This is a genomic window from Endozoicomonas atrinae, assembly GCF_001647025.1.
Classification (GTDB): domain Bacteria; phylum Pseudomonadota; class Gammaproteobacteria; order Pseudomonadales; family Endozoicomonadaceae; genus Endozoicomonas; species Endozoicomonas atrinae.
The window spans coordinates 1-839 of record NZ_LUKQ02000657.1 but is presented as its reverse complement, the minus strand read 5'-3'; the positions used below and the strand labels follow the sequence as shown (position 1 = coordinate 839).

Annotated in this window: 1 protein-coding gene; it reads right to left on the bottom strand. The window is 51.3% G+C overall.

Annotated features, from left to right (window positions below; genetic code table 11):
* The coding region (locus tag AK963_RS34175) for a hypothetical protein (RefSeq protein WP_175404753.1) at window positions 1-839 on the bottom strand (839 nt) is incomplete at both ends.

The window sequence follows — 839 nt, the reverse complement described above, 5'->3', positions numbered from 1 at the left end:
GGGTGCGAATCTCATAGGCATCGTTATCCTGCCAGCTGAACGCCAGCGTCCCGTCACTGAGTTCAACGACAGTAGGCTGTTTATCGGTTTGGCCAGCACCGACCCTGAAGGCGTTGTTAACGGGGGCCCCCAAACTATCGTAACGCTGGGCCCAGATCTGCTGGCCGTTATTGAGGTCAGCACCGCTTTGCCAGGTGACAATAAAGCCCCCATCACTCAGGGCGGTGACATCGGGGAATACCTGGGCAGGTAATGTATTATCATTGCTGACAGAAAATTCATTCCCAATGGGCTGACCATTACTGTCAACAATGCGGGCAAAGGCACCGTAGCTGTCGCCATCCTGGCCTGAAGAGTCCATCCAGGTCAGCACATAACTGCCATTAGTTAATGCTGCGATTTCCGGTGGATCACCAACGTTATGACTGGTATTTTCAGACACCTGTACCGGGCTGCCGACCAGGTTACCCTGACTATCCAGTTTCTGGGTATGGACACTGCCTGACTGGATCCATGCCATGCCCAGACTGCCATCGGATAACTGGGTAATGGCAGGGTAATTTTGCTCAGTTGAAGAATTGGTTAACTGAATCTCTTGCGCGTCTCTTGCTGTTCCATCAGCATCAAACCGTCGCATATACAAATCGTATTGGCCGCCACTGCCAATATACTGGTGAACATCACTCCATACAGCAATAAATCCACCATCGGTCAGTGCGGAAAGACTAGGGTTCCATTGGCTTAGAAAGGTGTGCTGACTGTTTAACTGAAATGCAGCTTGGCGTACAGAGCCATCAGGGTTATGAACTTGTGCCCATGCGTCAGCACTGTCACCAAAG